The sequence below is a fragment of the Halanaerobium congolense genome (genome assembly GCF_004366375.1).
GTDB lineage: Bacteria > Bacillota > Halanaerobiia > Halanaerobiales > Halanaerobiaceae > Halanaerobium > Halanaerobium congolense.
In genome coordinates this window covers 29,418-52,748 of sequence record NZ_SOEF01000023.1, presented here as the reverse complement: position 1 = coordinate 52,748, position 23,331 = coordinate 29,418, and the positions used below count along the sequence as shown (strand labels likewise).

The following is a 23,331-nucleotide window of genomic DNA, read 5'->3' as shown; positions in this document are numbered from 1 at the left end:
ACTGTTGGGCTAACAGGATTTTAAGCCTGTGGAGATGGTGGGTTACCACTTCTAAGAAGCAGGAATCCTCGAGGGCTTGCCCCGAGGAGGGTCAAATAAAAGGAAACATACTAGAAGTAAATAAGGAAATGATAGAATTATTGGGTGCTCCCAATAAAAAAGAAGTTAAAAAATTTAATTTAAATAATATTGAAAAAATTAAAGATATTTGGAATAATGATTTTTTATCATCTAAAAATGAAGATATATTTGAGGGTAATCTTGAATATACTACAAATTGGGATAAAAAAGTTTTTTTGAAATATAAAATTGAAATTATTTTATCTAAAAAAAATGGATCAGAAATTATTATAGCAGCTAATGACATTAGTAGAGAAAAAGAAATTGAAAAAAATTTAAAATATTTTTCTTTTCATGATGAGTTAACAAATTTGTATAATCGTAGATATTTTGAAAATGAAATAAAGAGATTGGATACTAAACGAAAACTACCAATAAGTATTATTATAGCAGATCTTAATGGACTTAAAATAATTAATGATAGTTATGGTCATAAAAAAGGAGATGAGATATTAATTCAAGCTTCCCAAATATTAAAAGAATCTTTGCGTGAAGAAGATATATTAGCTAGATATGGTGGAGATGAGTTTGCAGTTTTGCTTCCAAACACCACAAAAGAAACTGCAGAGAAAATTAATAAAAGAATAAAAGAAAAATGTAAAAAAATAAATAATAATCCGATTCCTATTTCTATTGCTTTGGGTGAGGCAACAAAAGAAAAGCCAGAACAGGATATAAACGAAATATTAAAAAAGGCTGATGATAAGATGTATAAGGACAAATTATCCGAAGAGTTTGTCGGAACACCAAGGGGTGAAATTAAGGCCAGATAATATTCTGTCCTGTCACCGGATAATCTGAAGCAGAACTCTTTCTTTTTCTAAGAACTTTAAACAATCTTTTAAAGCATCAAAGATATCAAATTTGGTACTTAATAATAAAGGAATGATTAAATGAAGATTGAAAGAATAAAAACTTTTATTACTTTAGTTGATTTGGAAAGTTATTCGCTGACAGCTGAAAAGTTTGAAATTAGTCAGCCAGCAGTAAGTATGCAGATTAAATCGCTTGAAAAATATTTTGATACAGAGCTTTTTTATAAAGAGAAAGGTCAGATTATTCTTAGTCCTGCTGGCAAAATAGTTTATCAAGAAGGTAAGAAAATTGTTAAAAGGTGGGGATATTTAAAACAGAAAGTTGAAAGTAAAAAAAATATGCAGACCAAGCAGCTGAAAATTGCTTCCAGTACGATTCCTTCTGCATATCTATTGCCTGAGATACTTTCAATTCTAAATAAAAATATTGATGATTTAAAAACAGAAGTTTCAGTTGGTGACAGCAGGTCAATGATTAATTTATTAGAAAATAATGAAGTGGATTTGATAATAGTTGGTTATAAACCCAAAAACAATAAGTTTAAATCAATAGAACTCTGCAGTGATAACTTGAGTTTAATAGTACCTTTAAATCATCCTTTAGCGGGAAAAGAAAAAGTGTTTTTAGCAGAACTTCAGAATCATAGTATATTAATGAGAGAGGAAGGTTCAGGAACCAGAAAAGCTACTATTGTAGCTTTTAAAGAAGCTGCTTTTAAACTGGAAGATTTTAATATTATAAGTGAGTTAGGAAGTACAGAAGCTGTTATTTCTGCTGTTGAATCTGGACTTGGTATTTCTTTTATTTCAAAAATAGCAGCTAAAAAAGCTGCTGCTTGTAGAAGAATTGTTGAAATAAAAGTTGCCGATGCAGAATATGAAAGAAATTTTTATTTAGCCTATAATAAAAATCGCCATGATGACTATTTGATTAATACTTTTATTGAAGCTGCTAAAAATATTTTATAAAATATCATTTAAAACATTTAACCGGTTTCGGTCGGTTCTATCAGAGCTTTATGACCTGTAAAAGCCAATAAATCTACTTTAAGTTTTTTGAAATTAATATCATAGACACCTGCAGCCTATATTTTCATAATAATCTAACATTTATTTTCTGTTTCTTGAAACCAAATCATAAAGAAAAGTTATAAAAATTATAAAAATACTTTATAATTAAAACCAACTATGCTATAATTATTGTGAAATTAAGAATAATCATGATTATATTTTGATTCAGACTATAATAAGATAATTAAAAAATATTTATTTAGAGGGGAGATTATTAATGAATAACAAACAACAGAAGTTAGTTAACGAGGCAAGGGAACGAGCAGAAGGTTATTTTCGTAGAGGAGAATTCTATTGTTCAGAAGCAGTTTTAACAACAATAAATGAATTATTAGGTAAAGAAGTTGATCCAGAAATTGTTAAGTTGGCTTCTGGATTTCCAATAGGAATTGGCAAATCAAAATGTTTATGTGGAGCAGTCAGCGGTGGGGTTATGGCCCTTGGTTTAAAATATGGTAGAACTGAACCAGGAGCAGAAATGCCAGAAAAATGTTTTCCTGCAAACGCTTCTCTACATGACTACATAAAGGAGACTTATGGTTCGACTTGCTGCAGAGTCCTGACTAAAGATTTTGATGATTTTGGCAGTCCAGAAAGAGCAGCTCACTGCATTCAAATTTCTGGTGAAGTTGCGGCCTGGGTAATGGAAAGATTTATTGAAGATGGACTGGTTGAATAATTAAAACAAATAAAATTTAAAAAGGAGAATTTTTGTTATGAAAAATTTAATTAAAAAAACTCCTATTCCGATTGCTGGTCTGATGCTTGGACTGGCAGGTTTAGGTAACTTAGTAGCAGGTTATAATATCTATTACCGCTATCTGGCAGGAATTTTATCAGTTTTAACAGCATTATTTTTAGTTGGACGTTTTTTAATAGCCAGAGATAGTTTTGGGCCTGATTTAAGAAATCCAGTTATTGCAAGTGTTACTCCTACTTTTTTTATGGCTTTGATGATTCTTGCTACTTATTTATTAAATATAATTCCTAATCTGGCTTCTTCTATCTGGTATTTCGCTATTATCTTACATATAGTTTGGATTATCTGGTTTACAATCAGTTTTATCTTTAATTTTAAAATCCAACAGGTGTTTGCCAGTTATTTTATTGTTTATGTAGGATTAGTGGTTGCCAGTGTAACTGCACCTGCTTTTAATAATTTGAAATTAGGTCAGGGTATTTTTTATTTTGGTTTTGCTGCTTATTTGGTGCTTTTACCAGTAGTTATTTATCGTGTTTTTTGGGTTAAAGACATAAAAGATCCTGCTTTGCCAACGATTACTATTTTTACAGCTCCGGCTGGACTTTGTCTGGCAGGTTATTTAAGTTCCTTTTCTGAAAAAAATATTATGATGGTTGGTTTACTTACTAGTCTGACTTTGGCCATGTTAATCGGGGTAACCATTTATTTGCCGAAAATGCTTAAAGTTGGATTTTACCCTAGTTTTTCAGCTTTTACTTTTCCTTATGTTATAAGTGCAATCGGTTTGAAAATGGCTGTGAAATTTTGGGATGCTAATTCGACATTGTTCTGGCTTAAATATCCAGCAAGGTTAACTGAACTGCTGGCGGTTGTGATGGTTTTATTTGTTTTCATAAAATACTGCAGCTTTTTTTATAAAAACTATCAGAATTTGAATATGACTGTTGAAGCAGAAAAAAAAGCTGTTAATAATTAAAAAAATAAATCAGAAAATTGGAGGAATTGATAATGAAAGAAATTGATGCTAAAGGCTTAGCCTGCCCTAAACCGGTTGTGCTGGCAAAAAAAGCTATAAATTCTAATCAGCAAGTATTAGTCATTGTTGACAATCAAACAGCCGCTTCAAATCTAACTAAATTAGGAGAGAAAATGGGAGCTGAAGTTTCAGTTGTGGAAGAATCAGAAACAGAATTTAGAGTCATGTTTAAAAAATCAAAAAGTAGTGACAGCGAAAACAATGAATCTGCTGCAGAAAATAGTGGAGCTAAAATTTATTTAATTTCAGCAGATACTATGGGAGATGGAGAGCGAGAATTGGGTCAAATCTTAATTAAGGGTTTTATTTCTACTATTAAGGAGTTAGACCCCTTACCTAAAAGAATTATTTTCCTTAATTCTGGAGTTAAATTAGCTACAAAAGAAGATATTATTTTTTACTTAAAAGAACTTGAGGAGCTGGGGGTTGAAATATTTTTCTGTGGAACCTGTGTTGATTATTATGGACTGCAGGAAGAAATAAAGGTAGGAGAAATAAGTAATATGTTTGAAATAGCTGATAACTTAAACCGAGAAGATCTTGTCACAATTTAAGTTAAAGCAAGCTTTAACTTTTTTGAGATAATTTAATTTACAACTAGAAAGTTGGTGTTATAATGGAAAAAATAAAATTAACTGATTATAGTAAAACTTCTGGTTGAGCAGCCAAGATGGGCCCTAGGGCTCTGGCGCAGGTTCTGCGTCACGTTGATTTTCCTGCTGATCCTGAAAAATTACTGATTGGTTTAGATAAAGCAGATGATGCTGCTGTTTATAGTTTAACTGATGATATTGCTTTAATTCAGACTCTTGATTTTTTTACTCCAGTTGTAGATGATCCTTATTTATTTGGTCAGATTGCTGCTGCAAATGCTTTAAGTGATGTATATGCGATGGGGGGTCAGCCTATTTTAGCAATGAATATTGTAGGTTTTCCTTCCTGTTTAGAAGGAGAAATTCTTTCGCGTATTCTACAGGGTGGTGCTGATAAAGTAAAAGAAGCAGGAGCCAATCTATGTGGTGGTCACACTGTAGTAGATGAAGAACCTAAATATGGACTTTCTGTGACAGGGATAGTTCATCCAGATGATCTGCTCAGTAACTCTGGAATTAAAGAAGGAGATCTTATTCTTTTAACGAAACCACTGGGAACAGGTGTTATAATTTCTGCACTTAAAGGTGGTTTTATAGCAGATGCTGAGAATAATCCAGCAGTGACGTCGATGTTAACTTTAAATAACAGAGCTTTAAACTATTTTGATCAGTATCAGATAAATGCTTGTACAGATGTAACAGGTTTTGGCTTGATTGGACATTTACTTGAAATGTCTGAAAACAGCAGTTTAGAAATTCAAATTGATGCTGCAGAAATCCCTGTTTTTGCAGACGCAAGAGAATTTAGCGAATTTGGACTGCTGCCTGCTGGTGCTTATAAAAATAGAGATAACTATCAAAAATTTGTGGCTGAAAGTGGAGAAAGAGATCAGACACTTTATGATTTAATGTATGATCCCCAGACTTCAGGCGGGCTTTTAATTTCTGTGGCAGAAGAAGATGCTGCAGATTTATTAATTGATCTTTATACTGAAGATATTGAGGCAGCTGTGATTGCAAAAGCTGAAAAAGGGGAAAAAGGAATTAAGATAAAATGGGATTAGTAAACTTATCCAACTAAATCTATGATTTAGTTGGATTTTCTTTAGCAGGGTTTTAATAAAAATTTAATATTGAAAAATTTCTGAAAATAAATTGACAAAACAATTTGAGGTGTGTATAATAACAAATGTAATCAATTGTGAAGAAATATTATATAAAAGTAGAATATTATGGTTGAAGGATACAGGAGAGAGCATGATTTTATGCCGCCGAAGGAGTAAAATTTTTATTTGCTCAAAATAAAAATTGAAACTCTCAGGTAAAAGGACCGTATCTGGATATAACTCTGGAAAGTTTGTTATTTCAAAACACCGACGGAGCAGTCTGTTTTACACAGATAATCTCTCAGGTTCATGGACAGAGCAGTAATGGGTTTATTTTCCCAATGCTGCTCTGTTTTTTTGTTTAAAAAGGAGGAGTTTATGAAAGATTTAGTTATTATTACAAATAATCCTAAAATAAAAGAAAAATTTGAAGAACTAAAAATTGATTTTGTGGATAATCTCTCTGATGTCTATAGTAAAAGTAGGGATTTAGTACACCAAGATTGGAAATTAATGTCTCACCCGCTGGCAGGTAGTGTTAAACCTGCACAAAATCCCTATAGGAGTATAATTTTAGCTCCAACTAAAAAATTAGATTTTTATAGTTTAAATACCATAGAAAATGCTATTCAAAAACTAAATCAATTTAAGAAAGATCACAAAAAGAGGGAATATTCGCAAAAAATAAAAGAGGATTATCAGGTTATTGATCTAACATTGATAAACTCTGCCCTGAAGAATTAAAATCACTATTAGAAAGGAGGCTAAATAATGCAATTAGAATTAGGTAAAATCAAAATTGAAGATATTCAGTTTGCTGCTGAAACTAAAGTTTTTGACTCCACACTTTTTATTAATCAGGAAGAGCTTTTAGAAATTATAGGTGAAGACAGCAGAATTACTAATATTAATTTAGATATAGTTCACCCTGGAGACAGTGTTCGAATTATTCCTGTCAAAGACGTTATTGAACCAAGAGTTAAAGTTAAAGGGCCAGGTGGAGTATTCCCCGGCTTTATTAGCAGCGAAGAAATGGTTGGCTCTGGCCGCACCCATGTACTTAAAGGTGCTGCAGTTGTTACTACGGGAGAGATTGTTGGATTTCAAGAAGGCATAATTGATATGTCTGGTCCTGGAGCTGAGTACACTCCATTTTCTAGATTTCATAATTTAGTTGTTGATTGTGATGTAAAAGAAAACATCAAACAGCATGAACATGAAGAAATTTTAAGAATGGTTGGACTAAAGACTGCAAGTTATCTAGGAAAAGCTGCTAAAGATGTAGAACCAGATGAATTAGAAACTTATGAACATAAGCCATTTGTAGAAGCTGCTGCAGACTATCCTAGTCTTCCTAAAGTTGGATATGTTTATATGCTGCAGAGTCAGGGGTTACTTCATGACACTTATGTTTACGGAGTAGATGCCAAAGAAATCCTTCCAACATTAATGTCTCCAACAGAAATAATGGATGGAGCTATCTTAAGTGGAAATTGTGTATCTGCCTGTGATAAAAATGCAACTTATGTACATCAAAATAATCCTGTAATTGAGGAACTTTATAAATATCATGGAGAAAAATACAACTTTATGGGAGTTATTATCACAAATGAAAATGTTACCCTGGCAGATAAAGAAAGGTCATCTAATTTCACTGCAAAATTAGCAGAAATGTTAGGATTAGATGCAGCTGTTGTTTCTGAAGAAGGTTTTGGAAACCCTGATGCTGATTTAATTATGAACAGTAAAAAGTTGGCTGCAAAAGGTATTAAAACTGTACTTATAACTGATGAATATGCTGGAAGAGATGGAGCGTCACAGTCACTTGCTGATGCAGATCCTTCTGCTGATGCAGTTGTAACTGCAGGAAATGCAAATGAAGTAATCACTCTGCCACCAATGGAAAAAGTCATTGGACATCAAAATTTTGCTGATGTAATTGCTGGTGGATTTGATGGAAGTCTCGAAGCTGATGGCTCTATTTCAGTTGAAATCCAAGCTATTACTGGTTCAACAAATGAATTAGGATTTAATAATTTAACAGCTAGAATTTATTAAAAATTCGAAATAATAATCCCATAAAAAATATGGAGGTATGAGATAATGCTCGAAGGTAAAAAAACTGCAATTTTAGGCGATCGCGATGGAATTCCTGGGCCAGATATGAGTAATAAACTTAAAATTGTTCATTATTTAAATCAGTTTTTTGGACAAATTGGGGGCGAAGATAAAGCAGGTATTCCACCACGCAGAGAAGATGGACCTATTGGTCCCGGAGCTGCTTTAAATAATTCCTTAGGTGAAGATGCAGAAATTGTTAATACAATTATTTGTGGTGATACATTCTTTAATGAAAATCTGGAAGAAAGCAAAAGCGAAATCAAAAAAATGCTAAAAGCTATAAATCCTGACCTATTAATTGCAGGACCTGCCTTTAATGCAGGCCGATATGGTGTAGCCTGTGGAACTGTTGCAGAAATCGCTAAAACTGAATTAGGAATTGATGTAGTTTCAGGCATTTACCCAGAAAACCCAGGTTATGAAATGTTTAAACAGTATGCATATTTTGTAGAAACTTCTGATTCTGCAGCAGGAATGAGGTCTGCAATTCCCGATATGATAAAGATTGTTAAAAGTTATATTGATAAAAATGGTGAATTAGGCAGTCCGGAAGAGGAAGGATATATGCCTCGTGGAATCAGAAAAAATATTTTCGCCGAAGAAAGAGGAGCAGCTAGAGCTATCAAAATGATGCTAAAAAAACTGGAGGGAGAAGATTTTGAAACTGAATATCCAATGCCAGTTTTTGACAGAGTAGATCCAGTTGATCCAATCAAAGATATGCCTAAGACAAAAGTTGCTCTTGTTACATCTGGAGGTATTGTTCCTAAAGGGAATCCAGATCATATTGAATCTTCTAGTGCTTCCAAATATGGAGAGTATAGTTTAGAAGGTGTAATGGATCTTGATGAAGAAAATTATGAAACAGCCCACGGTGGTTATGATCCTGTATGCGCCAATAAGGATGCCGACCGTGTTCTGCCGGTAGATGTTATGAGAGATCTTGAAAAAGAAGGAGTAATTGGTGAGCTTCACAATAAGTTTTATACAACAGTGGGTAATGGTACATCTGTGGCCAATGCAAAAGCATATGCCCAGGAGATCGCAGAAAATTTACTTGCTGATGGAGTTCAGGCCGTTATTTTAACTTCTACTTGAGGTACCTGTACACGTTGCGGTGCAACAATGGTGAAAGAAATTGAAAGAGCAGGTATTCCGGTTGTTCATGTGGCAACAGTAGTTCCGATTTCAATGACAGTAGGAGCAAATAGAATTGTTCCAGCTGTAGCTATTCCACATCCATTAGGACAGCCAGACTTAGGTGAAACCGAAGAAAAACAGCTAAGAAAAGATATTGTCGAAAAAGCATTAATTGCTCTTCAAACTGATATTAATGAGCAGACAGTTTTTTCTGATGACAAAGAATAATTAAAATTAGTTATTAAAATGATGATGGAGGCTGAAAAGATGAGAGTAGAATTAAAAAGACCAGCCTGGATAGAAATTGACTTTAAAGCTTTAGAAAAAAATTATAATTTCATCCGCAGCAGAATTGATAAAAAGACTAAAATTGCTGCGGTTGTAAAGGCTAATGCTTATGGTCATGGTGCAGCTAAAATCGCACCAAAATTATCTCAATTAGGAGTTGAATATTTTTGTGTTAGTAGTCCTGATGAAGGAATTGAATTGAGAAGAGCTGGCATAAAAAAACCTATTTTAGTCTTGGCTGAAGTTTTAGAAACTCAATATTCTGAAATTGTAAAGGGAGATTTAACTCAGGCGGCAGCTAGTTTAGAAACTATCTCTGCTTTAGATAAATTGGGAGCTAAAGCTAAAAAAAAGGTTAAAGTTCATTTAGTGGTTGATACCGGGATGGGAAGAATAGGCTTTTTTCCAGATCAGTTAAATGAAGCTTATCAGTTAGCCAAAAAATTAAAAAATATTAAAATAGATGGAATTTTTTCACATCTGGCTCGAGCTGATGAAAAAGATAAGACTTATTCCTATCAGCAGCTGCAGAAATTTAACTCTGCTTTAGATAATATTAGAGAATCAGGTTTTAAGCTGCCTTTAATACATATTGGCAACAGTGCTGCTATAATTGATTTAAAAGAAAGTTTTTTAGATTTAGTTCGACCGGGAATTATACTGTATGGACTTTTACCCTCCAAAAATTTAAATAACGAAGCTGCTTTAACTCCTATTTTATCATTTAAAACAAGAGTTGTGCAGCTGAGACAACTTTCTGCAGGTTCTGCTATTGGTTACGGTTCAACTTATAAGACTGAAAACAAAGAAAAACTTGCAGTCTTACCAATTGGTTATAAAGATGGTTATCCGAGACTTTTATCAAACCAGGGTGAAGTTTTGATTAATGGGCAAAGAGCTCCAATTCGGGGCAGAGTCTGTATGGGGCAGACCATTGTTAGTGTTGACCATATCAAAAATGTTGAAGTTGGAGATGAAGTGGTTTTAATTGGAAAACAGGGTGAAAAAGAAATATCAGCAGCGGAAATTGCTGAAATTTGTGGGACAATAAATTATGAGATAGTTTGTAATTTAAGTGAAAGATTAGAAAAAATTTATGTATGAGGAAAGGGGTGAAATTTATTATAGTGACAGCTGAAATTATAGCAGTAATATATACGGAGGTATAAAAATAGCTTAAATTTATCAGATCTAAATTGTTGACCTGATAAAGGTGTAGTTGTTCTATTAAAATAAAAGTAATTATTTAAAGGAGGAATTAATAATGATTATTGGCGTACCAGCAGAAATTAAGAATAACGAAAACAGAGTAGGGATTACTCCTCCAGGAGTAGAAGCTTTAGTAAGTGAAGGACATGATGTAATTATTGAAGAAGATGCAGGATTAGGTAGTGGAATATCAAATAGTGATTATACTGAAGCAGGAGCTGAGATAGAAGCAAATAAGGAAAAATTATTTTCAAACTCCGATATGATCATGAAGGTTAAGGAACCGTTACCTGAAGAGTATGATTTATTTAAAGAGGGGCAGATTCTTTATACTTATCTTCATTTAGCAGCAGAAAAAGAATTAACTGAAGCTTTAATAGAAAGGAATGTTGTATCTATTGCTTATGAAACAGTAGAATTAGAGGATAATTCACTTCCATTATTAACTCCGATGAGTGAAGTTGCAGGGAAATTAGCTGCTCAAGAAGGGGCTAAGTTTTTGGAAAAACCAAAAGGAGGAAGAGGAGTATTACTTGGTGGAGTACCTGGTGTAACTCCAGCTAAAGTAGTAGTTATTGGTGGTGGAATTGTAGGAGCCAATGCTGCTAAAATGGCAAAAGGTTTAGGAGCAGATGTTACAATTATGGATGTTGATCCTGCTAAAATGAGATATTTAGATGATATTTTTCGGGGAGAGATAAAGACTAGAATGTCTAATAAATATAATATTTATGAAGAAATAATAGAAGCTGATTTAGTAGTAGGTGCTGTTTTAATTCCTGGTGATAAAGCTCCTCATTTAGTTACTGAAGATATGATTAAAGATATGAAAAAAGGAGCAGTAATCGTTGACGTTGCAATTGATCAAGGTGGTTGCGTAGAAACAACTTATCCAACTACTCATGATGATCCAGTATTTACTAAGCATGGAGTAGTTCACTATTCAGTTGCCAATATGCCAGGAGCAGTAGCAAGAACTTCTACTTATGCTTTAACTAATGTAACTTTACCATATGCAATTGATATTGCTAATAAAGGATATAAGCAAGCATTATTAGAAGATGAAGCATTACTTAAAGGTCTAAATACTTATAAAGGGAAAATTACTTATAAAGCAGATTGCTAATATTGTCAGTGGGTTTGTTTGGGGTCCGTATATGTTAATTTTCTTAGTAGGTACAGGTGTTTATCTAACCATAGGTGTTAAATTTAGAACATTAACTAGAATTCCTCAGGCTTTTAAGATATTAATGGCTGGTCGAGATAAAGATAGTCAAACAGGTGAAGGAGATATTACTCCTTTTCAGAGTTTAATGACATCTTTGGCGGCAACAGTAGGAACTGGTAATATTGCTGGAGTAGCTACTGCTATTTTTCTTGGTGGTCCTGGAGCAATTTTTTGGATGTGGGTTACCGCTTTATTTGGAATGGCAATTAAAATGGGAGAAGCAGTTTTGGCTGTCATGCACAGAGAACTTAATGAAGAAACAGGAAAGTTTGCCGGAGGACCAATGTATTACATTAAAAATGGTATGGGAGATAATTGGAACTGGCTAGGTTCAGCTTTTGCTCTTTTTGCTGGAGTGGCAGCTTTTGGAATCGGTTGTACTGTTCAGTCAAATTCTGTTGCTCAAGCAGTACACAGTAATTTTGGAGTGCCTGGTTATGTGACTGGTATTGCCTTGGCTGTTCTAACTTATGTGGTAATTATTGGTGGTATTGAGAGAATTGCTGATGTTACAGAAAAATTGGTGCCTATAATGGCAAGTGTTTATATAATAGGAAGCATTATTATTATCCTTTTCAATATTGAAGATTTAATTCCAGCATTTAAATTAATTTTTAATAGTGCGTTTAATGGACATGCCGCTACTGGTGGTTTTGCTGGAGCTGCTGTATTACAGGGAATTAGATATGGAGTTTCTCGTGGAGTTTTCTCTAATGAGGCAGGTCTTGGTAGTGCTGCTATTGCTCATGCTGCTACTACTGTGGATAGACCAGCTAAACAGGGTATCGTTGCAATGTTAGGTGGATTTTTAGATACAATTGTTATTTGTACTATGACAGCTTTAATAATTATTATGACTGGAGCTTGGGATTCAGGTATTACTGGAGCAGCTTTAACATCTAAAGCTTTTAATATAGGTTTACCTGGACCTGGCGGTTTTATTGTTGCATTTGGATTAATTTTCTTCTCTTTCTCTACTATTTTAACTTGGAGTTATTATGGAGAGAAGTCTTTTGAATATTTCTTTGGTTCAAAAGTAATTATGCCTTACCGTTACATTTGGGTTGCAGCAGTTTTTCTTGGTGCAGTTAGTAATTTAGATGTAGTGTGGGCTATTGCTAGTGCTATGAATGGTTTGATGATTGTACCTAACCTAATAGCAGTGTTAGCTTTAAGCCCCTCTATTTTTAAAGAGTTTAATGAATATATAGATGAGGAAGATAAAAAGTTATTAGATGCATAAGATTTTGACTAAAATATAAGTAAGAAGGTTACTCAAACTTCGCACATAGATAACCATTTTGCTAGTGCGGAGTTTGAGTTATTAGATCTTTATTTTATAACTTTCAGTTTACTACAAAGATTTAAAGATATCAATTAAATTAAAAAAAACAGAAAATTATTAAAAAAGTAGTAAAAAATATCACAATCATGATTGACATATAATCATGATTATGTTATTATAAAATTGTGAAAATGATGAAAAGGAGGTGTTACTCATGTTAGAAGGTAAAAAGATTGCCATTTTAGGTGATCGCGATGGAATTCCTGGGCCAGCTATTGAAGAATGCATAGAAACAACTGGTGCAGACGAAGTTGTATTTACTACAACTGAGTGCTTTGTCTGAACAAGCGCAGGAGCTATGGACCTGGAAAATCAGCAGAGAATAAAAGATCTTGCTGATAAACACGGTGCGGAGAACCTTGTAGTTATCTTAGGTGGTGCAGAAGCAGAAGCTTCTGGATTAGCCTGTGAAACTGTAACAAATGGTGATCCAACCTTTGCAGGACCATTAGCAGGAGTTCCGTTGGGACTCGCGTGTTATCATGTCGTGGAGCCAGAGATTAAAGCTGAAATTGATGATCAGGTTTATGATGATCAAATCAGTATGATGGAAATGGTATTAGATGTTGATGCTATTATAGAAGAGGTAAAAACCTATCGCGAGAAGTATTCAGAATATAAGTAAAAGACCATTCTGAATAAGATTGTGAAATAATTACTAAGAAAGGGGTGGACCGCGGTGAAACTTGAACTCGGAAATTTTTATGTAAAAGATATTGAGTTCGGTGCCAAAACTGCTTTTAATGATGGGATATTGACCATCAATAAAGAAGAAGCACTAGAAGTAGTTTTTAAAGACAAGCATATTATTGAGGCCGATTTGAGAATAGTTAAGCCTGGAGATATGGTTCGTCTGGTACCAGTTAAAGAAGCAATTGAACCCCGCTTCCGCGTAGGGGGAGGACCTGTTTTTCCTGGTGTGACTGGAAAACTTATGCAGGCTGGTGAAGGTGAAACTCGCTGCTTGAAAGATATGAGTGTTTTAGTTGTAGGAAAACACTGGGGCGGTTTCCAGGACGGACTAATTGACATGGGAGGAGAAGGAGCAAAATATACCTATTTTTCCTCTTTAAAAAATGTTGTTTTAGTTGCTGATACAGATGAAGAATTTGAGCAGCGGGAACAGCAGAAAAAAAATCATGCCTTAAGATGGGCTGGAATGAGACTTGCAGAATATTTAGGTGAGGCAGTTAAGGATTTAGAGCCAGAAGATAAAGATACATATGAGCTTGAGCCTTTAACTAAGAGATCTAAGGAAATTTCAGAACTGCCAAATGTCGCAATAGTTATGCAGCCTCAATCTCAGATGGAAGAAAAAGGTTATAATGACCTCAACTATGGTTGGGATACAAATAGAATGCTTCCAACTCTGATGAATCCAAATGAGATTCTAGATGGAGCTATGATTTCAGGCAGCTTTATGCCCTGTTCTTCAAAATGGTCGACTTATGACTTTCAGAATTTTCCGTTAATCAGGAGGCTTTATGAAGAACACGGAAAGACAATTAACTTTGTTGGTGTGATTATGTCAAACTTAAATGTTGCGCTTGAGCAGAAAGAGCGTTCAGCACTATTTGTAGCTCAGATGGCCAAATCTCTTGGTGTTGATGCAGCAATAGTAACAGAAGAAGGGTACGGAAATCCAGATGCTGATTACATCGGCTGTCTTGTAGCTTTAGAAGACGCCGGAGTAAAAACAGTCGGTGTTAGTAATGAAGCAACGGGAAGAGATGGGGGCTCACAGCCATTAGTAACATTAGATCCCAAAGCAGATGCATTAGTTTCTACCGGAAACGTATCTGAACTAATTGAATTACCTCCGATGGATGAGGTAATTGGCGAATTAGAGTCACTTGCCAGAGATGGTCTTTCTGGAGGCTGGGAAGATGATGAGATTCTCGGCTCTTCAGTTAAAGAAGACGGTTCAATTATTATGGAAAATAATGCAATGTTCTGTGGAGATCAAATTGCTGGCTGGTCTCCAAAAACAATGAAAGAATTTTAAACCGGGGAGGTGGAATAAATGAAAAAAGCAGTCGTATATTTAAACCAATTTTTTGGTCAGATAGGTGGAGAAGATGTTGCAGATCATGCTCCTGAAATAAGAGAAGAAAAAGTTGGAGCAGCAATGCTTTATGATCAGCTGCTTGATGCAGAAGTTACTCATACTGTAATCTGTGGAGATAACTTTATGGGCAGCAGGACTGAAGAAGCTGTGGATACTATTTTAGGTTTCTTAAAAGATGTAGATTTTGATATCTTTTTTGCCGGACCTGCTTTTCAGGCTGGACGTTATGGTATGGCCTGTGGTGAAATTGGTAAAGCAGTAAAAGAAGAATTTGATGTACCTGTAATTTCATCAATGAATATTGAGAACCCCGGTGTTGAAGTCTTTAAAAAAGATATTTATATCTTCCCGGGTGGACACAGTGCTGCAAAAATGAGGGATGACGTTAAAAAGATGACCGATTTTGGTAATAAGATTCTTAATGGAGAAAAATTATTACCTGCAGAAGAAGAAGGTTATTATAAACGCGGTATCAGACATCAATATTTCTTAGAAGATAAGACTCCAGCATATGAGAGAGCAATTGATATGCTGCTGAAGAAGATTAATGGTGAAGAATTTGAAAGTGAACTACCCATACCTGAATTAGATCGAGTAGAAATTGCTCCCGCAATTGAAGATTTAAGTGAGGTAACTATTGCTTTAGTAACTTCAGGAGGTATTGTACCTGTTGACAATCCAGATAAAATTCAGTCTGCCTCTGCTACAAGATGGGGTAAATATGATATTAGTGGTATGGATAAATTAGAAAATAGAGATTCTGGAATGTTTAAAACTATTCACGCTGGTTATGATCCCGCTGCAGCTGATGCTGATCCTAATGTAGTGGTTCCTGTTGATGCAATGCGTAAATATGAAGAAGAAGGTAAAATAGGTAAATTACATGATTACTTCTATTCAACAGTAGGAACTGGTACTACTCAGAAAGAGGCTGCCAGAATGGGTAAGGAAATAGCTCAAGAATTACAGGAAGCCAATGTTCAGGCAGTTATTTTAACTTCTACTTGAGGTACCTGTACACGTTGCGGTGCAACAATGGTGAAAGAAATTGAAAAAGCTGGTTTTACAATTGTTCAGATGGCTAACTTGATTCCTGTAGCAAAAACTGTTGGTGCTAATAGAATAGTCCCAACAATTTCTATCCCTTATCCATTAGGAGATCCTTCTACAAGTAAAGAAGAACAGTGGGAACTAAGATATCACAGGGTTGGAGTAGCTTTAGATGCTCTAACAACTGATATTGATGAGCAAAAAGTCTTTGATGTAGAAGTGTAAATCAAATATCAAGTCTCTACCCTTCCCGGACAAGGAAGGGTAGGGGTCTTTAAATAAGATTTAAGTGAAAAATATAACACATTCTATAAGGGGTGGAGTAGATGGAAGAACGTAAAGATGCACATGGGAACATAATTAAAGAAAGAGGAAGAGAAGTATTTGTTATTTCACTGGTGGTTGTTTTTGCAATTGTTCTCTGGGGAATAGCAATGCCTGACAGCTTTAGTGGAGTTGCAAACAATTTATTTAATTATCTGACTGATAATTTTGGCTGGTTTTATTTGATAACAATGACTCTCTTTGTAATATTTTGTGTCTGGGTTGCTTTAAGTCGTTATGGAAAGATTAAACTAGGAAAACCTGATGAAAAACCGGAATTTAGTACTATTTCCTGGTTTGCAATGTTATTTAGTGCAGGAATGGGAGTTGGACTTGTATTCTGGGGAGTGGCAGAGCCTTTAAATCATTTTGTTAATCCTCTGGGTATGGAGGGTGGAACTGCAGCTGCAGCAGATTTTGCTTTAAAAACTTCATTTTTACACTGGGGACTTCATCCCTGGTCAGCATATGGGGTTTTAGCACTGGCATTAGCTTATATGCAGTTTAGACACGATAAACCTGCTCAGATAAGCAGTGTTTTTATTCCTTTAATTGGAGAAGCAAAAGCAAGAGGAACAATTGGTAAAGTTGTTGATATATTGGCGATCTTTGCAACTGTTGCTGGTGTTGCAACTTCTTTAGGAATGGCAACACTGCAGGTTACCAGTGGTTTCAACTTTTTATTTGGAGTACCAGAAACCAACCTGGTGCGCTTAATAGTTATTGGAGTTATTACCCTGCTGTTTATAATTTCTGCAATAACTGGTGTTGATAGAGGAATTAAATTTTTATCTAATGCAAATATTTCTCTGGCAGGAATAATTATGGTTCTCTGCTTAATTATTGGTCCGACCATCTTAATTATTAATAACTTTACCAATACTTTTGGGTTATATTTTTCAAGTATAGTTAGAGATAGTTTCAAAATTGGTAATGAAGCCTGGTATGGGGCCTGGACAATATTTTACTGGGCCTGGTGGATAGCCTGGGCACCTTTTGTGGCAACATTTATTGCTAGAATTTCTAGAGGCAGAACAATTAGAGAGTTTATAGGTGGAGTATTATTTGCACCCACACTTGCTTCTTTTGTCTGGTTTTCAATTCTGGGTACATTGGGAATGGAAACTGGAATGGATGTTGCTCAGGATGCTATTGTCGCTACCGAGACAGCATTTTTCGAGGTGATACAGCATTATCCAGCTGGGGGACTAATTTCAATTATAGCAGTAATCCTTTTAATTACATTCTTTATCACTTCTGCAGACTCGGCTACCTTTGTGTTGGGAATGTTATCTGATAAAGGTAATCAAAATCCATCAGCAAAGCTGAAGGTAACCTGGGGAATAATTCAGTCTGGCTTAGCTGTGGCACTGATGTTATCTGGAGGATTGGGTATGCTGCAGACCGGATCAATTGTAGCAGCTTTTCCCTTTGCTTTTATCATGATTTTTGCAATGCTAGCTATGATCAAAGCTTTAAAGGCTGATGCTGCAGTAGAAGGTGTTGTTGATATTAATACAGTGGCTGGTGTTTCAATTGATCATATGAAGGAAGAAGAACTGGCTCCAGCAGAAAGATCCTGAATTTAAAATATCAATAAATTGGAAATAAAAATTAATAATCCCGGCATTATGCCGGGTTTATTTCCAATTATTTTTGATGACAGCAGATAGCATTTTCTACAATTGATTTTATTTGTTTAGTGATAATTTTTAAAGCCTGATCACTGCTGTATGCAATTCTTTTATTGACCATCAAGATTAACATTCCGTGATAAATATAGGTTATCATATTATCCATTTGACGGGCTAATTCTTTGCTGAGATAATCATTTTCGATCAGCGGCTTGGAAGCAATAGCAGCTCGGTGAGAGAGATCAGGGTCTAAGAGCATTGGCAGCAGATCTTTTGGGGCTGTATCTAATTTTTCTGGAAAAATATTAAAGTATTTTTTCATTAAAATTTCTGGATGCTCTCCAATATTATCTGAAAAAATTGCATAATAGATTTTGGGGTTTTCAAAGGAATATTTACAGAAGCATTCCCACATCTTTATAAATCGATCAATTTCATCGTCAGCATCTGCTATGTATTCCGGCATTGCCCGGCTGTATTCACCCAGAAAATCAAGTGAAGCAAAAAATATCAGCTGGTTGCAGTTATCAAAATAGTTATAAATAGTAGCACTATTATAACCAGCTTTTTTAGCAACTTCTCGGATTGTGACTTGCTCAATGCCTTTTTCTTCAATTAGTTCGCGAGCTGCTTCAATAAACACTTTAAGTGTTCGTTTTTTCTTAATATCTTTATTATCAAAGTCAATCATGATTATTACACATCCTTTAAAAGTTTTAAAAGCTAAATATTCTGTATTTAAGGATACAACAGCTTTTGAAAAAATGCAAGAATGCTGCAGATTATATTTATTTCAAAAAACATCTGAATATAAATCTGTAAACTTAAATATTTTCAAAAAACTATTAGATTTGACGTAACGAATTTATTTTAGGAGGGAAAATATGAGCGAAAAATATGATTTAATTGTTTTAGGCGGAGGACCTGCTGGAATGTCTTCAGCAATTTATGGCTCCCGTTCACGTTTAAAAACACTGGTACTTGAAGCTAAGAGAAAAACTGGTGGTCAGCCAAGTACATATCATGATATGGAAAACTATCCTGGTGTGCCGGAGACTACTGCTTCAGAGTTAATGGAAAATTTCCGCACTCACGCTGAAAAATTTGGAACCGAGTTTAAAAAAGGTGAAGTAAAATCTTTAGAAGTTGATGGTTTCGAAAAGATTATTAAATGTAAAAAAGGCGAAGAGTATAGGGCTAAAAGTGTTGTTATTGCTACAGGGGCTGAACCTAGAAAACTAGGAATTAAAGGTGAAGAAGAATTTAAAGGTAAGGGAGTATCTTACTGTGCAACCTGTGATGCAGATTTATTTACCGATTTAGATATTGTTGTAGTTGGTAATGGAAACTCAGCTGTTGAAGAATCAATTTATCTAACTAAATTTGTCAATAAGATTACGATGATAGTCATTCATGATGAAGGTGTAATGGATGCTGAAAAAATCCTGCAGGAAAAGGCAATGGAAAATGACAAGATTGAATTTGTCTGGAACTCAGTTTTAGAAGAAATTAAAGGTGAGGGAATTGTAGAAAAAGCTGTAGTTAAAAACATCAAAAATGGCGAGAAATCTGAGATTGACTGTTCAGGAGTTTTCTTCTTTGTTGGGAGAGTACCCAGCACTGACTTTTTAGAAGGTGTTGTTGATTTAACTGAACATGGTTATGTTAAAACAACAAAGCAGATGGAAACAAATCAGCCTGGAGTTTATGCAGTTGGTGATGTCAGAAATAAAGTTGTACGTCAGGTAATAACTGCTGCCGGTGACGGAGCAACAGCTGCTGTAATGGCCCAGAGTTATATTGAAGAAGAAGAATACTGGCAGAATCATGTTGTTAATGCTGATAAACCAGCTCTGGTAGCTTTTTGGAGTGTTACTGATCAAGAAAGCATGGATCTAATCAGTCAGCTGGAAGCTATGGAGCTTGAAAATAAAGGTTATAAATTCTTGAAAATTGATACCTATAAAAACAGACTGATTTCTGACAGATATGATGTAGAAGAAATACCAACTCTGCTTAAAATTAAAGCTGGTGAGGTAGTTTCTAAACTTGTCAAACCTGAAAAAGAAGAGATTAAAGAATTAATTTAAAAAATTTGAGGAGGAATAAAAATGATTGAACTTAACAAAGATAATTTTGAAGAAGAAGTACTTAACTTTGATGGTAAGGTAGTTGTTGATTTTTGGAGTGAAAGCTGTGATCACTGTATGGAGATTATGCCTGAGGTAAAAAAATTAGCTGAAGAATTTGCAGATGACTTTAAATTTGCAAAGTTAGACATTAAAGGGAATAGAAGACTTGCTATTGGTCAGAAAGTTTTAGGTCTGCCCTCAATTGTTTTCTATGAAAATGGGGAAAAAGTAGAGCATTTAAGTGGTGAAGACCTGGAACCAGAAGACATTAGAAAAGAATTAGAAGCAAGAGCATAAATAAATAGATAAGCTGATAATAATTTCTCTGCCTAATTTTGAATTAGGCAGAGAAATTGTTCAAAAAATTTGGAGGTGAGTTGAATGGATTTTCCAGTAATTAAAGCTTCGGGATATATTTTGGTACATACTCCCAATATATTAAAAGAGGGAGGTTCTACTCAGACAACAACCAGAGCTAAAAATCCTGATGATGAATATTTAAAGAAGTTGGACGATTATTTAAGGACTTTTGCAGAAGTAGTTTCCTATGCTCCCAATCAGGCTTATATCGGTAATATTTTACCGGATGAGCTAAAGAATATTGAAACTCCCTGGTATGAAAAAGAAAACTTTATTGAAGGAGGTCGCTTTGGAGATTTTGGCGAAATTATGCCAGAAGATGAGTTTTATGCTCTGCTTAAACATGTTGATGTATTTGACTTAGTCAAGTTAAATAAAGAATTTATTGCAGAGATTGAAGCAAAAGTTTCCGAGCATCCTATCTTAAAAGAAATGAAAATTGAGCTTGGTGAAGGAGAAGAATTATCTGAACTGGAAGCTCTATTAGATAATCATGCAGAACCCCTTTATTTAGGTAAAAAACTGGTAGGTTGTGTAAAGAGAGCTCACGAGAGTGATGTCAATCTTAATGCACATACTATTTTAGAGAATTTAGTTGCCAAAGCTTCAGCTGTATTATCAATAAAAAATATGGCTTTTAAAAATGATTTAGATTTAACAGATGTTGATTATGTTTTAGAGTGTTCTGAAGAAGCCTGTGGAGATATAAATCAGCGTGGTGGAGGTAACTTTGCTAAAGCTATAGCAGAAATGGCAGGCTGTGTTAATGCAAACGGTTCAGATGTCAGAAGTTTCTGTGCAGCTCCAGCTCACGCTGTTGTCAATGCTGCTGCTTTAGTTAAGGCAGGAATTTATGACAATGTGGTAGTTGCAGCGGGTGGCTCTGTTGCCAAACTTGGAATGAATGGTAAAGACCATATCAAAAAAGAGATGCCTATTTTAGAGGATACACTGGGCGGATTTGCAGTTTTAATTTCTAATAATGATGGAGCCAGTCCAGTTATTAGAACTGATATTATAGGACGTCATAAAGTGGGAACAGGTTCTTCCCCTCAGGCTGTAATTAGCTCTTTAGTAACTGATCCTTTAGATGAGAATAATTTAGGAATTAAAGATATTGACAAGTATTCTGTAGAAATGCAGAATCCGGAAGTTACAAAACCTGCAGGTGCAGGAGATGTGCCAGAATCAAATTACAAGATGATTGCTGCTTTAGGTGTTAAGCGCGGCGATTTAGAAAGAAAAGAATTAATGAACTTTGTTAAAGAACACGGAATGCCTGGATTTGCTCCAACTCAGGGTCATATTCCTTCAGGTGTACCCTTTATTGGTCCGGCAGCAAAAATGATGAGAGACGGCCAGATTGAAAAAGCAATGATCATTGGTAAGGGAAGTCTTTTCTTAGGCAGAATGACCAATCTTTTTGATGGAGTATCCTTTGTAATTGAAAAGAACTCTGGAGTTAAAAAGCAGGAAAACAGTGTAAGTGATAAAGAAATTAAAAATATGATCGCCGGTGCTATGCGCCAGATGGCAGATAATCTTCTCGGCGAAACCGAGTGAGGTGGATAAAATGACCGATAAAGTAAAAGAAAGAGTTGCCGGAGTCTTTAATGAAGTTGCTGCAGCCATTGAATCCGGTCAGTTTGGTCAAAAAAAGAAAATTGGCTTAACTTTACTGGATAGTGAACATGGGATAGATGAATTAAAAAAGGCTGCTCGACTGGCTGAAAACAACTATAATGATTTAGAAGTAGAATTAATAGGTTGTGAGGGAGACAAATGCAGCTGTTTAGCAGATGCACACTCAATTATGGATCAGAAGCTTGAAGAAAACGAAATTGATGCAGCTGTAACCCTTCATTATAATTTTCCTTTAGGTGTTTCAACAGTAGGTAGAGTAGTAACTCCTGGTCAGGGAAAAGAAATGCTGATTGCTACAACAACAGGTACTACCGATACTAATCGAGTTCCATCAATGCTTAAAAATACTATTTATGGTATTGCAGCTGCAAAATCGCTAGGGATTGAAAAGCCAACTGTAGGTATTTTAAATGTTGAGGGAGCAAGACTTGTAGAAAAAAATCTGCGGAAGCTAAAAGAAAATGGGTATGAATTTGAATTTGCAGCTTCTGTGAGAGCAGATGGTGGTTCAGTGATGAGAGGAAATGACCTACTTTTAGGAGTTCCAGATATAATGGTTACTGATACTTTAACTGGAAATATGCTGATGAAAGTATTTTCAGCCTTTAATACAGGTGGTCAGTATGAAGCAGTTGGTTATGGTTATGGTCCTGGAGTTGGAGAAGATTATGATAAGCTGATTGGAATAATTTCTCGGGCTTCGGGAGCACCAGTAATTGCTAATGCAATTAAATTTATGGCAGAAGTAAGTAAGGGTAATTTATTAGAAATTACTGAAATTGAGATGAAAGCTGCCAATAATGCTGGTCTTAAAAATATAATATCTGAAATAAAAAACAGCAGTTCAACTGCAGAAGCTGAAGCAGTTAAAGAACCAACAAAAAAAATTACAGATGAAGAAATAGCAGGTATTGATATTCTAGAAATTGATGCTGCTAAAGAAACTCTTTGGAAAAAAGATATTTATGCTGAAACCGGAATGGGATGTACAGGTCCAGTAATTTTAATTGCAGAAGAAGATGAAGCAGAGGCAAGAGCAGAACTAAAAAAAGCTGGTTTTGTTGAATAAGCTGCTGCTTAAAATTGATTTTTTAGTATTCTAATTAAAGAAGTATTTAATTTTATTGGGAAAGAGTCTATTTTATTGACTTTTAAATAGGCTCTGTTTTTCCTTTTTAAATTGTAAAACAGATAAATAAATGCTATAATTATATTAATAATAAAATATATGGGAGTGGTTATGTTCATGGTGAGCATCCTGGACTTCAAATCCAGCGGCAGGCAGGCGGACCTGTCTGTGGTGGGTTCGATTCCCATCCATTCCCGCCAATAAAATCTGTAACC

General features: G+C 34.8%; 21 protein-coding genes, 1 tRNA gene and 2 riboswitches. Of the genes, 21 read left to right on the top strand and 1 reads right to left on the bottom strand.

What is annotated here, in order from left to right:
* Positions 1–128 precede the first annotated feature (128 nt).
* The 16 genes from C7954_RS09240 to C7954_RS09165 all read left to right on the top strand — a co-directional run bounded on the left by C7954_RS09240 (position 129) and on the right by C7954_RS09165 (position 17,800).
* The gene (locus tag C7954_RS09240) at positions 129–893 is read left to right on the top strand and encodes a GGDEF domain-containing protein (RefSeq protein ID WP_073159352.1); all 765 of its coding nucleotides are present in this window, start codon (positions 129–131) and stop codon (positions 891–893) included.
* A gap of 120 nt (positions 894–1,013) precedes the next feature.
* Positions 1,014–1,904: a selenium metabolism-associated LysR family transcriptional regulator gene (locus C7954_RS09235; RefSeq protein WP_089716506.1), complete on the top strand. Its 891-nt coding sequence runs from the start codon at positions 1,014–1,016 to the stop codon at positions 1,902–1,904.
* A 319-nt stretch (positions 1,905–2,223) separates the two neighbouring features.
* Positions 2,224–2,685 carry a C-GCAxxG-C-C family protein gene (locus C7954_RS09230; RefSeq protein ID WP_073159348.1) on the top strand — a complete coding sequence of 154 codons (462 nt, stop codon included), beginning with the start codon at positions 2,224–2,226 and terminating at the stop codon, positions 2,683–2,685.
* A gap of 37 nt (positions 2,686–2,722) precedes the next feature.
* A complete protein-coding gene (locus C7954_RS09225) occupies positions 2,723–3,685 on the top strand; it encodes a TDT family transporter (protein WP_073159345.1) in 963 nt (320 codons plus the stop codon).
* 32 nt (positions 3,686–3,717) lie between these two features.
* Positions 3,718–4,299, top strand: a complete 582-nt coding sequence (yedF, locus tag C7954_RS09220) for a sulfurtransferase-like selenium metabolism protein YedF (protein WP_089716507.1) — start codon at positions 3,718–3,720, stop codon at positions 4,297–4,299.
* Positions 4,300–4,361: 62 nt separating this feature from the next.
* Positions 4,362–5,402, top strand: coding sequence for a selenide, water dikinase SelD (gene selD / locus C7954_RS09215; RefSeq protein ID WP_081374584.1), 1,041 nt, complete (start codon positions 4,362–4,364; stop codon positions 5,400–5,402).
* A gap of 172 nt (positions 5,403–5,574) precedes the next feature.
* Positions 5,575–5,681: riboswitch (glycine riboswitch) on the top strand.
* Between the two features lie 3 nt (positions 5,682–5,684).
* Positions 5,685–5,763, top strand: a riboswitch (glycine riboswitch).
* Between the two features lie 59 nt (positions 5,764–5,822).
* On the top strand, positions 5,823–6,188 hold the full coding sequence (locus tag C7954_RS09210; protein ID WP_089656118.1) for a GrdX family protein: 366 nt from the start codon (positions 5,823–5,825) through the stop codon (positions 6,186–6,188).
* 27 nt (positions 6,189–6,215) lie between these two features.
* Positions 6,216–7,502, top strand: a complete 1,287-nt coding sequence (locus C7954_RS09205; protein WP_110301269.1) for a glycine/sarcosine/betaine reductase component B subunit — start codon at positions 6,216–6,218, stop codon at positions 7,500–7,502.
* A 105-nt stretch (positions 7,503–7,607) separates the two neighbouring features.
* The gene (gene grdB / locus C7954_RS09200) at positions 7,608–8,933 is read left to right on the top strand and encodes a glycine reductase complex selenoprotein B (RefSeq protein ID WP_134059684.1); all 1,326 of its coding nucleotides are present in this window, start codon (positions 7,608–7,610) and stop codon (positions 8,931–8,933) included.
* Positions 8,934–8,972: 39 nt separating this feature from the next.
* Positions 8,973–10,097, top strand: a complete 1,125-nt coding sequence (gene alr, locus C7954_RS09195) for an alanine racemase (protein WP_081374583.1) — start codon at positions 8,973–8,975, stop codon at positions 10,095–10,097.
* A gap of 160 nt (positions 10,098–10,257) precedes the next feature.
* On the top strand, positions 10,258–11,328 hold the full coding sequence (gene ald / locus C7954_RS09190) for an alanine dehydrogenase (RefSeq protein WP_134059681.1): 1,071 nt from the start codon (positions 10,258–10,260) through the stop codon (positions 11,326–11,328).
* 31 nt (positions 11,329–11,359) lie between these two features.
* Complete coding sequence (locus C7954_RS09185; RefSeq protein ID WP_134059678.1) at positions 11,360–12,673, top strand: alanine/glycine:cation symporter family protein; 1,314 nt, start codon at positions 11,360–11,362, stop codon at positions 12,671–12,673.
* Positions 12,674–12,929: 256 nt separating this feature from the next.
* Positions 12,930–13,400: a glycine/sarcosine/betaine reductase complex selenoprotein A gene (gene grdA, locus C7954_RS09180; protein WP_081374582.1), complete on the top strand. Its 471-nt coding sequence runs from the start codon at positions 12,930–12,932 to the stop codon at positions 13,398–13,400.
* Positions 13,401–13,454: 54 nt separating this feature from the next.
* Positions 13,455–14,780 (top strand): glycine/sarcosine/betaine reductase component B subunit, encoded by a 1,326-nt coding sequence (locus C7954_RS09175; protein ID WP_134059675.1) that lies wholly within the window; start codon positions 13,455–13,457, stop codon positions 14,778–14,780.
* Between the two features lie 18 nt (positions 14,781–14,798).
* A complete protein-coding gene (grdH, locus tag C7954_RS09170) occupies positions 14,799–16,118 on the top strand; it encodes a betaine reductase selenoprotein B (protein ID WP_081374581.1) in 1,320 nt (439 codons plus the stop codon).
* A gap of 101 nt (positions 16,119–16,219) precedes the next feature.
* Positions 16,220–17,800 (top strand): BCCT family transporter, encoded by a 1,581-nt coding sequence (locus tag C7954_RS09165; protein WP_110301273.1) that lies wholly within the window; start codon positions 16,220–16,222, stop codon positions 17,798–17,800.
* A gap of 67 nt (positions 17,801–17,867) precedes the next feature.
* Here C7954_RS09165 and C7954_RS09160 read toward each other — a convergent pair whose 3' ends face one another.
* Positions 17,868–18,542 (bottom strand): TetR/AcrR family transcriptional regulator, encoded by a 675-nt coding sequence (locus C7954_RS09160; RefSeq protein WP_073159318.1) that lies wholly within the window; start codon positions 18,540–18,542, stop codon positions 17,868–17,870.
* Positions 18,543–18,735: 193 nt separating this feature from the next.
* On the opposite strand from C7954_RS09160, the gene trxB reads away from it, so the two are divergent.
* The 5 genes from trxB to C7954_RS09135 all read left to right on the top strand — a co-directional run bounded on the left by trxB (position 18,736) and on the right by C7954_RS09135 (position 23,316).
* Positions 18,736–19,941: a thioredoxin-disulfide reductase gene (trxB, locus tag C7954_RS09155; protein ID WP_089716512.1), complete on the top strand. Its 1,206-nt coding sequence runs from the start codon at positions 18,736–18,738 to the stop codon at positions 19,939–19,941.
* Positions 19,942–19,962: 21 nt separating this feature from the next.
* Positions 19,963–20,280 (top strand): thioredoxin TrxA, encoded by a 318-nt coding sequence (gene trxA / locus C7954_RS09150; protein WP_073159314.1) that lies wholly within the window; start codon positions 19,963–19,965, stop codon positions 20,278–20,280.
* 84 nt (positions 20,281–20,364) lie between these two features.
* Complete coding sequence (gene grdC / locus C7954_RS09145; protein WP_110301113.1) at positions 20,365–21,906, top strand: glycine/sarcosine/betaine reductase complex component C subunit beta; 1,542 nt, start codon at positions 20,365–20,367, stop codon at positions 21,904–21,906.
* A gap of 10 nt (positions 21,907–21,916) precedes the next feature.
* A complete protein-coding gene (grdD, locus tag C7954_RS09140; RefSeq protein WP_134059672.1) occupies positions 21,917–23,056 on the top strand; it encodes a glycine/sarcosine/betaine reductase complex component C subunit alpha in 1,140 nt (379 codons plus the stop codon).
* Positions 23,057–23,217: 161 nt separating this feature from the next.
* A tRNA-Sec gene (locus C7954_RS09135) sits at positions 23,218–23,316 on the top strand.
* Positions 23,317–23,331: the final 15 nt, after the last annotated feature.